The organism is Streptomyces sp. NPDC007983 (genome assembly GCF_042958345.1).
Classification (GTDB): domain Bacteria; phylum Actinomycetota; class Actinomycetes; order Streptomycetales; family Streptomycetaceae; genus Streptomyces.
Map to the genome: position 1 here is coordinate 97,362 of NZ_JBIBJI010000022.1, position 10,690 is coordinate 108,051.

General features: G+C 66.7%; 12 protein-coding genes, 1 tRNA gene and 1 CRISPR repeat array. Of the genes, 9 read left to right on the top strand and 4 right to left on the bottom strand.

Features of this window, described 5'->3' with window-relative positions; translation table 11 throughout:
• The first annotated feature begins 32 nt into the window (after positions 1–32).
• The 7 genes from ACFZCY_RS39210 to ACFZCY_RS39240 all read left to right on the top strand — a co-directional run bounded on the left by ACFZCY_RS39210 (position 33) and on the right by ACFZCY_RS39240 (position 5,346).
• Entirely contained in the window at positions 33–473 is a 441-nt protein-coding gene (locus ACFZCY_RS39210; protein ID WP_256651166.1) for a hypothetical protein, read from the top strand.
• Positions 474–901: 428 nt separating this feature from the next.
• Complete coding sequence (locus tag ACFZCY_RS39215; RefSeq protein ID WP_391184750.1) at positions 902–1,540, top strand: hypothetical protein; 639 nt, start codon at positions 902–904, stop codon at positions 1,538–1,540.
• A gap of 410 nt (positions 1,541–1,950) precedes the next feature.
• Positions 1,951–2,035, top strand: a tRNA-Pro gene (locus ACFZCY_RS39220).
• 117 nt (positions 2,036–2,152) lie between these two features.
• Positions 2,153–2,536, top strand: a complete 384-nt coding sequence (locus ACFZCY_RS39225) for a phage integrase N-terminal SAM-like domain-containing protein (RefSeq protein WP_391184753.1) — start codon at positions 2,153–2,155, stop codon at positions 2,534–2,536.
• Entirely contained in the window at positions 2,533–3,111 is a 579-nt protein-coding gene (locus ACFZCY_RS39230) for a tyrosine-type recombinase/integrase (RefSeq protein WP_391184755.1), read from the top strand. Before ACFZCY_RS39225 ends, ACFZCY_RS39230 begins: the two co-directional genes overlap by 4 nt.
• A 61-nt stretch (positions 3,112–3,172) precedes the next feature.
• Positions 3,173–3,892 (top strand): SpdA protein, encoded by a 720-nt coding sequence (locus tag ACFZCY_RS39235; protein WP_391184757.1) that lies wholly within the window; start codon positions 3,173–3,175, stop codon positions 3,890–3,892.
• A 671-nt stretch (positions 3,893–4,563) separates the two neighbouring features.
• Positions 4,564–5,346, top strand: coding sequence for a SpdA protein (locus ACFZCY_RS39240; RefSeq protein WP_391184760.1), 783 nt, complete (start codon positions 4,564–4,566; stop codon positions 5,344–5,346).
• Between the two features lie 288 nt (positions 5,347–5,634).
• Positions 5,635–6,083: a CRISPR direct-repeat array (repeat unit 29 nt; unit sequence CTGCTCCCCGCACCCGCGGGGATGGTCCC).
• 566 nt (positions 6,084–6,649) lie between these two features.
• On the opposite strand, the gene ACFZCY_RS39245 is transcribed toward ACFZCY_RS39240, so the two are convergent.
• From ACFZCY_RS39245 to ACFZCY_RS39260, 4 genes are all read right to left on the bottom strand, one after another.
• On the bottom strand, positions 6,650–7,222 hold the full coding sequence (locus ACFZCY_RS39245) for an integrase core domain-containing protein (protein WP_391184763.1): 573 nt from the start codon (positions 7,220–7,222) through the stop codon (positions 6,650–6,652).
• A gap of 69 nt (positions 7,223–7,291) precedes the next feature.
• A complete protein-coding gene (locus ACFZCY_RS39250; RefSeq protein WP_391184767.1) occupies positions 7,292–7,501 on the bottom strand; it encodes a helix-turn-helix domain-containing protein in 210 nt (69 codons plus the stop codon).
• 12 nt (positions 7,502–7,513) lie between these two features.
• Complete coding sequence (locus ACFZCY_RS39255) at positions 7,514–7,762, bottom strand: integrase (protein WP_391184770.1); 249 nt, start codon at positions 7,760–7,762, stop codon at positions 7,514–7,516.
• A gap of 138 nt (positions 7,763–7,900) precedes the next feature.
• Positions 7,901–8,818: a helix-turn-helix domain-containing protein gene (locus tag ACFZCY_RS39260; RefSeq protein ID WP_391184774.1), complete on the bottom strand. Its 918-nt coding sequence runs from the start codon at positions 8,816–8,818 to the stop codon at positions 7,901–7,903.
• Positions 8,819–9,068: 250 nt separating this feature from the next.
• On the opposite strand from ACFZCY_RS39260, the gene ACFZCY_RS39265 reads away from it, so the two are divergent.
• The gene (locus ACFZCY_RS39265) at positions 9,069–9,524 is read left to right on the top strand and encodes a hypothetical protein (RefSeq protein ID WP_391184777.1); all 456 of its coding nucleotides are present in this window, start codon (positions 9,069–9,071) and stop codon (positions 9,522–9,524) included.
• Between the two features lie 192 nt (positions 9,525–9,716).
• On the top strand, positions 9,717–10,094 hold the full coding sequence (locus ACFZCY_RS39270; RefSeq protein ID WP_391184780.1) for a transposase: 378 nt from the start codon (positions 9,717–9,719) through the stop codon (positions 10,092–10,094).
• Positions 10,095–10,690 lie beyond the last annotated feature (596 nt).

The following is a 10,690-nucleotide window of genomic DNA, read 5'->3' on the forward strand; positions in this document are numbered from 1 at the left end:
CCGGCCCGCCATCACCCGGATAGCCTCTGGTGATGGACGACGTACGCGGAGCAGTCTGCGTGACCCTCTACGGCCCTGCGGAAGACTTCGACCGGGCCCTTAGCGCTATACAGCAAGCAGGCATCACCGCCCAGCAGGACAACTTCGAGCCGAACGCGATCGCTGCGTTCTTCCACACGGGGGCCGGACAGCCCTCATCGGAGTTCGTCGCCGAATGCGAAGCCCGTACGCGTGCAGCCGCCCAAGGGTCAGGCTTCACCGTTGACCGAGCTGGCGTGTGGCAGAGTAACGCGGCAACTCGCATGCTCGCCTACAACCGCAAGACCGGCGAGTGGCTAGGCGCCTTCATCGACACCGAGCTGCCGATGCTGTTCCGGCTTGAACTGATGAATGACATCGCGGAGTCCCACGGGATCGACCTGAACGACATCGAGCTGCGAGACCCGCCCGAACTCCAGATCCCTGAAAGATGAGGCGAGGCAGCCGCCCCTTCGAGCCGATGGACGGCGATCACTACACGCCGGGCTCGCAGCCACGCCACTCGATCAGCTTTCGGTCATCCAGCCGCACGTCCTCGGAGACGCCGACGCGACGTAGGAACTCGCGGAGATCCCGCGTGACTCCAGGGTCCGCTCGCACAGGCCCACGTGTATCACGGTATGGATATTAGGCTAATTGCCAGGCATGCCTGTTGGGGGCAGGTGCCGGGCAGTAGCTTTTTCTCCTAGCTCCCACGCAGCGAAGACCCGGCGGTGACACCACAGTCCCGGCTTGGCCAAGTCCTGGAAGCAGAGAAGGACCAGCAGGTGATCCCCTTCCGCATCCGCAATCTCCCGCAACCGCAACGCGATCCGCGCAAGGGCCGAGCTGATCGAGGTCAGTCCGGTACACGCGGGTGAACATGGAGGACACCATGAGTGACGTTCGGCCCGCCTGGACTGCCATCGCTCACTGGCTGGCGGTGCACGCGCCTGCCTCGCACGCCACCTTACGGCCGGGCGCTGCCGTGGCAGACGTTCGATCCGCAGAGAACGAGTTGGGGATGGGTCTTCCCGCCGACCTGGTGACGCTGCTTTTGGTGTGCGACGGAACGGTCGATGTCTCAGCCCTTGACCGCGACCCCGACGAGCATGATCCGGGCCTGTTTCTCGCCCAGCACCATCTGCTGCCGCTTGAGGAGATCGCGCACGTCCGGGGTAGCGGAGGGACCACCGATCAGTACTGGGGTTCCTGGGTGCCTTTCGCCGTCACCGACTACTCCCTGCCTCCGTGGGGCGGCCTGGCAATCGACGCCGAAGGCCGCCTCGCCACCTTCAGCCAGGACGGCGGTGAGCCGCCGTCGGCACCGCTCACCTCCCCCGGGCACGGATCCCTCAGCGAGTTCTTGGACACCGTGGCCGAAGCCCTCACCCAAGGCACCGGCCCGTTGATGGCCGAGGCCACACCCGGCATCCACCGGGGCGCGCTCGTGTGGGGGCCGTTGCCAGGTGACGGCGCTCCGTGGACGCCGGCGCACCCGGAGCACGGCTCCACAGGCTGAAGGACAGCCTCCAGACGGGCGGCGGCGGATGAGAAGCGCAGGTCGGAGAGTACGGGGCAGCCGCTCTTTCACTCCCAGGGACGTCGAGCGGTTCGTGCTACGCCACGCGAATGCTGTGCTGCGCGGCAGTGCCCCCGAGGCCACCCCTGGACTGGGCCGACCGCGCAATCTTGCGGGGCTTGAATATCCGTCCCTGCACCTCAGGCGGCGCACGGCTACTCGTCGCCACGGCCCGGGGTGCGCCCGCACATTCCTCTCTCGGGTGGACTTTTGTCGAATGTTGCCAAGCGGTGCATGATGGAAGTGCAAGCGAAGGTGGCTTTTGGAGGCACTGTGGTGGGGACCATTTGGGGACCACACGGTGTGCGCGACCCCGCACAACTCAGTTGTTACCGCACGTATTTCGCCTGCGGAAAGCGCCGTAATTCCGGGGAATTCTGCGTTCGCACTTGACTGGGGGTCAAGGGGGCGCAGGTTCAAATCCTGTCGTCCCGACGGTGCAGAGGGTCTTCGCAGGTCAACACCTGTGAGGGCCCTCTTTTCGCGCTCCCGTTTCCCGCGTCGAGGTCGAGCACGCCGCTCACCGACACCTTGGCTCGGAGGCTTTTCTTCATGCCGCTTCTGGACCTGGACAAGATCACCGCAGGGGTCTCCAAGACCTGGGAAGGGTTCCTGCGTGACTGGGACCGCTCGCTGCGGGCGGGCAACTACCCGGAGACCACCCGCTACAACTACCTCCTCGCCGCCGCCCAGGTCGCCCGCTACCTGAACGAGAACGCCACGCCCGACCTCGAGGCGGAGGACGCGGCCGAGGACCCTACCGAGGTCACCCGCGCGCATGTCGAAGCCTTCCAGGGCTGGATGATCGAGACGCGGTCGGCGTCGACCGCGCTGAACAAGCACAAGGGGCTGCAGCAGTTCTTCAAGTGGCTGATGCTGGACGAGGAGGAGATCGACCGCTCGCCGATGGGCGTGTCCGCCAGCCCAAGACGGTGAAGAAGCTGATCCCGGTCATGCGGGACGACGACACCAAGAAGGTGCTGGCCGCCTGCAAGGGCAAGGCGTTCCTCCAGCTGCGGGACGAGGCCATCATCCGCCTCTACTACAACACCGGCGCCCGCCTGTCCGAGGTCGGCAACCTTACCCTGGAGGACATCGACCTGACCACCGACTCGGTGCACTACCACGGCAAGGGTAGCCGCGACAGCGTGCGGTTCGGACCGAAGACCGCCCGGGCGGTGAGCCGGTATCTGCGGGCCCGCGCCAAGCGCAAGGGCGCCGAACTGCCGGACCTGTGGCTGGCCGAGCGCGGCGGGCGACGGCTGGCGCCGAACGGCATCAAGATCATGATCAAGCGGCGCGGCCTGTCCGCCGGGGTGAAGGGCGTGCACGCGCACCGGTGGCGGCACAACTTCGCCCACGAGTGGAAACGGGCCGGCGGTGACTCCGGTGACCTGATGCTGCTGATGGGCTGGATCTCCGAAGACATGCCCCGCCACTACGGCGCCAGCGCGGCCGCCGAGCGCGCGCAGGAGACCCACCAGCGGATGGGAATCGGCGAGAATGTTTGACCCCGTCAACTACAACACAGGGCCTGACGGAACATCGGACGGCGCGGCCACGGTGAGGGCGGTGACCGGCATGATGGCGGCCGTCGTCAGCCTGACCTTCCTCTTCGGCTTCGGCAACGTATGGAACCTGGCGCTGCGACTGGGCGTCCCGGCATGGGTGGCCCCGCTGGTCGCCCCGGCGGTCGACCTGTCCATCCTCGGCCTGCTGCTCGGTATCCGGTACCTCGCCCTGCACGGTGCACCGGTGGAGCAGTTGCGTCCGGCCCGGCGGCTGCTGGTGCTCTCCAGTGGCATGACCCTGGCCTTGAACACCGCCGACCCGCTGATCGCGGGAGACCTGGGCAAGGCCGCCTTCGACGCGGTCGGCCCCGTCCTTCTGATCGGATGGGCCGAGGTCGGACCCGGACTCCTCCACGCACTCGCCACCAGCCAACCCAGGCCGGCACCACACCCATCCGCGACGCCGCAGTACGAACAAGCCTCCGCTCAGGCAGCGGTGCCCCAGAACGATGGCCACGTCACAAGCGCTTATTCCCCATCTGTGGCAGGGGCGGAACGACATTGTGATGGTGATGAGTTGCTGGAGCGCGCCCGGCAGGAAGACGCTCGTCACTGGGAGACCTACCAGCGGCCGATCTCCGCGGAATCACTCCGCAAGCGGCTGCACGTCGGCGCGGCACGGTCACGCATGCTGGTGGCGATGATCCGTTCCGACACCTCCTCCAGGCGCGCTGATCAGACGCATGGCCTTGAGGGAGTACCTGGGCGGCGGGAAGCGTGAACGTCGGTGGGCGGGCTTTTACTTCTCGGCTCGCTTGGCTGACAAGTGGAGGAGGATGTCGCGGAAGACGGCTGTCTGAACCTTCGCGATCTCCTCGCCAAGCTGGCCGGAAGCCAGCTCGACCTTGAACTCCATCCTGAGAGGATCGCTGCGCCCCTCGCCTGTGACCATGCACGTGGTGAGGGGCGCGCCGTCCGCGGCCCCCTCAGGACGCGAACCGTGCTCGCGAGTGCGTTCGTTTCTGTGGTGCTGATCCGTTTCTGCCATACCCACCGCTTACCGGGCGGCAGAACACCGCGCGCGGCAACCGGGAGGAACGCCAGTCGATGTAGTGAACAACTCGATTAAGGCAGACGCATGTCGCAAGAAAATAGTGTGCCAAGCGACTCTATGCAGCCAGGGCAAGATCGCAGCGGCGCATCTCCGCAGCCGAGCCCCACGTCATCGGCTTCGTCGACGACCTCTTTGAAGGCGGTCGGATGTTAGCGCCCCCGGCAGGGCGCCACACAGAAGGATGGCGGCCCTGACCTGCGGAATTCCGTCGGAAGGTTGGTGATCAAGGGAAGTTTTGAGCCCTCGGTGCAGGCTGGGGCGCGCTGATGGCGGACGAGAGGGCGACGAGTGCCAGCAGTGGGAGGGCTTCCCCCGAGCGGAGGATCACCCTCCGGGCAGTGACAATAATCATGACTGCGGTCGTAGGGCTGACCTTTTTGTTCGGTTTCGGAAATGTGTGGACCCTTGCGTTGCGGTTGGGGGTGCCGCCGTGGGTTGCGCCACTGGTGGCTCCGGCGGTGGACCTCTCCGTGCTGGGGCTGTTGCTGGGGACCCGGTATCTCGCCCTCCAGGGAGCGGGCCGGGAGCAGCTTCGACCGGCGCGTCGGCTGCTGGTCTTCTCCAGCCTGATGACCTTGGCGCTGAATGTGACGGACCCGCTGCTGGCCGGGCAGAAGGGTAAAGCTGCCTTCGATGCGGTCGGGCCGTTGCTGCTGATCGGTTGGGCAGAGGTGGGTCCGGGGCTGCTGCAAGCCATCAGCGGCGCCAGTAGTGAGGTGGCGTCAGAGTCCGAGAGGGGTGGCCTGCTGGAGGGTCCCGTGGAGCGCGTTGCGGCGGCTTGCGGGCCGACGGGCACCAGTGTTGGTCAACCGCATGTACCTTCTCCCGGCGAGGAGGGCCAGGATCGTCAGTCCGAGTCAGAAGAGGACGATCTTCTGGAGCGCGCGCTGGCGGAGGACGCCTGGCATTGGGAAACGTATCAACGGCCGATTTCTGCTGAGACGCTGCGGAAGCGACTGCGTGTGGGGGCGGGGAGATCCAGGACGCTGGTGGCTGCGGTGCGCGCAACAAGGGCCGGTGATTTGGCGATCGAGGCATCGTCGGCGAAGGTCGGGCCTGAGTTTTCTCGGCCTCGTCGGTGGGTTGACGGTTCGGGCGAGGAAGGCCAGGCAGGCGACTGATCCTCCGCGTGACGCCGCGCGGGGCATCCATGAACTCATTCATCCAGTGGATGGCCCGGAGGCTGCTGTGTGGGGACGTGTTCGTTCTCGAAGGTCTCGACGGAGAGAATGTACTTCGTGTTGTTCGCCTCACGGCGGGGCGCTATTGGCTTGCCGTCCTGTGAAGTGCTTTGGATGGGGCGAAGCATGCACGGTGTGGATCGCGGAAGAGGCGGGCATGTCTGAAATGCCGGACTTTGGGAAAGTGCTTTGCGTGCTGCCTACTGGCAGGTAGACATGCAGGTCAGGCTGCTCCCCGCACCCGCGGGGATGGTCCCCAGCGCGAGGCGTCCGGCAAGGGCCTCTCCGACTGCTCCCCGCACCCGCGGGGATGGTCCCTCGATTCGAGGAAATCCGCTCTGTCCTCGTCTCTGCTCCCCGGACCCGCGGGGATGGTCCCGACCGGCTGATGAACAACGCGCTCCCCGCCGACTGCTCCCCGCACCCGCGGGGATGGCCCCGAGGTCGCCGGCCGTGTGGGGTGCGGACTGGCCTGCTCCCCGCGCGGAGATGGTCCCCAAGCCGAAGAAGTCCGGCCGGATGATCGTGATCTGCTCCCCGGATCCGCGGGGATGGCCCCGGGTGCTCCCGTGGTACTGGGTCAGGTGGGCGCTGCTCCCCGCACCCGCGGGGATGGTCCCTCGATGTCGATGTTGAACGTGGTGGTGGCGTCCTGCTCCCCGCACTCGCAGGGATGGCCCCGCCGCTCACAAGCTGGTCCTCGGCAGCGGCCCCCGGGGATGTTCCCGCGCGTCTTGAGGCGTACACCGCCCAACTCGTCTGTCCCCCCGCACTCGCGGGGATGTTCCCATGGGGCCCGAGGTCGGTACGCCTACGCCTCCTGCTCCCCGCACCCCCGGGGATGTTCCCACAAGGGGAGCCGGGGCTGGAGGAATCGGGTCGCTGCTCCCCACACCTGTGGGGATGGTCCCGACATGGACGGGCTGAAGTACGCCGGAGAGATCTGCTCCCCGCGCGCGCGGGGATGGTCCCGACAGGGGCAACGTCACCTCGCTCGACGAGGCCTGCTCCCCGCGCCCGCGGGGATGGTCCCCGCACCGCGCACCACGACCTCACGCTGGGCCACTGCTCTCCGCGCCCGCGGGGATGGTCCCTCGTCCAGGAAATCGGCCCGGTCCTCGGCGTCCTGCTCCCCGCGCCCGCGGTGATGGTCCCGCGGGCTGCTGCGCGGCAAGGGTCTGGGTCATCTGCTCCCCGCGCCCGCGGGGATGGTCCCCATCCGTGAAGGGTGTCAATATTCCGATCAGGCTGCTGAGCTGGGCGCTTCCTGTGGATGGTGAGTCAGTCGGAGTGGCGTGGTGTGGTACTCGTTGAGCAGTCCGCCAAGTACCTGTCGGCGCCTGACTGTGCCAGCAGGTAGGGGGATGATGTGCGGGTCGTCGTCTGGGGCACGTAGGCCCAGGCTGCGGTGTGCTCGTCCGGCGTTGTAGTGCTCGGCGTATGCGGTGAGGACCGTACGCAGGTGTCGCTCACCGGTGATGAGGAGCCGGTCGGTGCATTCGGCGCGGGCTGTGCGTATCCAACGTTCGGCGAACGCGTTGGACCGCGGGCTCTGCGGCGGAGTCGGAATGACGGCTGTCCCGTTGCCCGCGAAGACGGCGTCGAACGCGGCGGTGAACTTGCTGTCCCGGTCACGGATGAGGAACCGGAAGCCCCCAGCCCTCTCCTCGAGGTCCATAAGCAGATTGCGGGCGAGTTGGGCGACCCACGCCCCAGTGGGACGTGTGGTGACGCCCAGAACATGGACGCGCCGGGTGGCAATCTCCATGACGAAGAAGACGTAGAGATGCTTGAGGAAAACGGTGTCCACGTGCATGAAATCGCAAGCGAGCAGCGTGTGGGCCTGTGCGCGGAGGAAGGAGCGCCAGGTCTGCTGGGATGCACGTCACGGTGCGGGCGGCAGACCGGAGCGGCGCAGAACGCGCCGGATCGTGGCAGCGGCAACCCGATGACCGAGCCGGCGCAACTCGCCTTGGATCCTGACGTACCCCCAGGCCGGGTTCTCCCTCGCCAAGCGCTGGATGAGCGCGACAATCTCTTCCGGCAGCGGCGGCCGGCCGACTCTGACCGGTGCTTGGCGCCACTTCCAGCGCACCAGACGGCGGTGTCAGACCAGCAGCGTGCCCGGGGTGACCACCCGATGGCGGCGTAAAGCGGGTGGCAGGTGCCGTGCAAGAGCGGAGAGCACGGCACGATCGGCCCACGAGATCCGCGGCCGCTCAACCTGTCGGCGCAGCACAGCGACCTCATGACGAAGCGCGAGGATCTCGGCGTTGCTCGCTGCGGACGAACGGCCCAGCAGGAGAAGACAGCCCAGTAGCCGACAGAAGATCAGATAGAGCAGTCGCAGGCCCACGATCAATAATCATGCCCAACCCAAGCGATCGCAAAGCCCCTGGTCAGCCACCGTACGGCAATAAAGACACCCTTCAGGGCTTGCCTGGGCAAATTCGTCCCTAGTGCTTCGCGGTCCTCCCCCAGCTGCTCAGTCCTTTTACCCGCGGCGTAGGTCGTTGACGGTTTCGCCGAACTCGCGTTTCAGGGCCCTGCCAAGGTGTTTGGGGTCATGTACTCCCCATCGCGCTGCGATCGTGGCCGTGGAGATGCCCGAGGATGCGGGGTCGAGGAGATCCCGGCGGATCCGTAGCAGGCGTTCGTGCCGGACCCATGCGGCGAAGGTCAGGTCGCTGCCTTTGAAGAGCGCGTGCAGGTGCCGGATGGAGATGTGGTGCTGGCGCGCGGCTTGCTCCGCACTAAGCCGGGAGTCGCCGAGGTGGGCCAGTGCGTAGGTGCGGATACGGTCGACAAGGTCGCTAGCGACGGAGGCCCGCTCGGGGGTGATGTCGGCGAAAGCGGCGAGGAGGAGAGCGATGAGCGCGTCGGCCAGATGCGTACGCGCCACACCTTGACGGGGGAGGTCCTCGTTGGCTGCGGACAGTGCGTGGCCGAGGAGTCCGCCGATCCCGCCCAGAGTGGATAGGGGGAGCGCCGTACGTCGGCTGATGGCGTTCGCGTGCCTGCCGAGACTTGCCCGGGGAACGCAGAGCACGGTCATGTCACTGGGGTCGGCACCGATGAGCCGATAAGGCCGGGTGTTGTCACAGGCGAACAGTTCACCGGGTTTCACCGTCGTGATCCGGTCATCCTGGATCGCCGTGACCAGACCGTGGTGGTGCTGATTGAAATGCATCCACTCCACGTCGCTGGAGGTGATGTTGTGGTTGTCTCGCGTCACCGTTGCGGCGGTGGCCTGGACGCGAGCGACGACCACGGGTCCGACGGCTGTGTGGTCGACCACGGCTTCAAATCCGTGCGGGCCGGGATCGGTCACCCGCAACGGGGCGAACAAGGCCGAGGCTACTGCCTCGAACGACTCGGTTCCTCTTAATCGGGAACCCTTGCGGTCTGTCATGCCGATGCGCCCCCAGCCCCCTGTTCGCACGGGAATCCTACAGCCGGATCGTGCACTGTGCACGAAATGGGGAGTCACGGTGCGCGTATTGGTGCTCTTCGGGCGCAGCGTGCGCCTACGGTCGTCGATGACCGATGCACAACCTGAGTCTGCAGGTCAGGGATGACCGACACGCCTGCCGAATGAACGCCGTTGGCCCCGTTCAGCCTCCTACGCCGCCGATGAGGCGGCCTCGAACATGGGATGACACATGCGCCTTCGCAAAGGCCACACCTTCACCGCCCTCGCCGCGATGGCCCTCGTGGTGTCGGGCGCCGGTACTAGCACCGCCGCGCCGACGGACGTGGTCAACACGTTTCAAAATCAGGCGACGGGAGGCTGTCTCGACTCCAGCTACGTCAACGCCAACCGGACCAATGCATGCGGAACTCCGGAGCAGAACTGGAACGTGCACAAGTACAACGACGGAACGGTCGAGTTGCGGGCCATCACCAACTGGGACTTCTGCCTCGGGCACGACGGCATCGCGTTACGCATGCAGTACTGCAACAACAGCAAGGGGCAGAGCTGGATTGTGAAGCACTGGCTCGACCACACGATCAGGTTCGAGAACCAGGAGGCCGCCGGCACCTGCATCGACGACAATCAGATCCAGGGCATGCGCCTGATGCCCTGCAGCAGCGCCACCTACCAAAGCTGGTACTGACCTTGACTCTGTCGGGGATCTTGGAGTTTCGCGGCGCGACAGCATGATCAACGGGCTGCTCGGATGGTTTCGATAACCGATGCAGCCGTCGAGATGCCCGTTGTCCCTCCGTCCCTGTTCCGGTGAGCAAGTCCACCTCTGACCGCGCAGATCGCGCGGGCGAGCAACCCGGATGGCACGACGGCGGTATGGGTGCGCGACCGGCTCGATGGGCTGTGGCGCGACGAGGACTTTGCCGACTGGTACCCGCGCGACGGGCGCCCCGGCCTCTCGCCCGCCCAGCTGGCCACCGTCTGCGTGCTGCAGTTCCTGCTCGGTCTGTCGGACCGGCAGGCCGCCAAGGCGGTCCGCTGCCGCATCGACTTCAAGTACGCCATGGCCATAGAGCTGGACGACCCCGGCTTCCACCACAGCGTGCTGGCCGACTTCCGTGACCGTCTCACCGAGGGCGACCGCGCCGACCGCCTCCTCGCCCTCGCGCTGGCCCGTCTCAAGGAGGCCGGGCTGGTGCGTGAGCGCACCACGCAGCGCACCGACTCCACCCACGTCCTGGCCGCGTTCGCGCCCTGACCCGCCTGGAGCTGATCACCGAGACGGTCCGCGCGGCGCTGGAAGGAGTCGCTGGCACCGCCAGTCATCTGCTGGACGACCTGGTCGATGAGGACTGGGGGCGTCGCTACGGCCGGCCGGTCCGTCTGGGCAAGAACCCCACCAAGCCCAAGACCAGGATCCTGGCCACTGGCAACGACGCCGTCCGCTCCGGCTCCTGGAACATCTCTACCGGCACGGGACGGACCGGGCGTTCGGCCCTCGCGTCCAGGCTCTGCGCCAGGTAGTGATGCAGAACTACTACCGCGACGCTGCGGGCCGCTTGCTCTGGCGCACCGACGAGGACAGCGGGCCCGGGCTGCCGCCCTCGTCCCGGGCGATCGTCTCTCCCTACGACACGTCGGCCCGCTACGCGCGCCACGGACACATCATCAGCTGGAAGTGGTTCAGCCGCTCATCTGACCGAGACCTGTGCCCCCGACGGCCCAAACGCGCGGGATCTGGGCGTGAGCCCGGAGAGTGTGCGTGGCTGGGTGAAGCGTGACCGGGTCGACCAAGGCGGGGGCACGTCGGGCGAACTGACGAGCGCGGAGCGCGAGGAGCTGAAGCGGCTGCGC